The following is a 234-nucleotide window of genomic DNA, read 5'->3' on the forward strand; positions in this document are numbered from 1 at the left end:
CTACGGCGACGAGATCCAGGGGCTGCGCCAGGTGATGGAAGCCGACAGTGCCACGCTCACCCCCGGCGGCAGCGTGCGCAAGGTCGACGTGACCGAGGCCTACACGCAGCGCATCGTCGGCGACATCAAGCTCGCGCGCCCGATGAAGATCGTGGTGGACTCCGGCAACGGCATTGCCGGCGCATCGGCCCCGGCGATCCTGCGCGCCATCGGCTGCGAGGTGACCGAGCTGTT

General features: G+C 69.2%; 1 pseudogene. It reads left to right on the top strand.

The window, feature by feature from the left end:
- Positions 1–234, top strand: a pseudogene (locus CVH10_RS24660) (phosphomannomutase/phosphoglucomutase); the annotation flags it as partial.

Source organism: Halomonas sp. ND22Bw (assembly GCF_003011945.1).
Taxonomy (GTDB): domain Bacteria; phylum Pseudomonadota; class Gammaproteobacteria; order Pseudomonadales; family Halomonadaceae; genus Halomonas; species Halomonas halophila.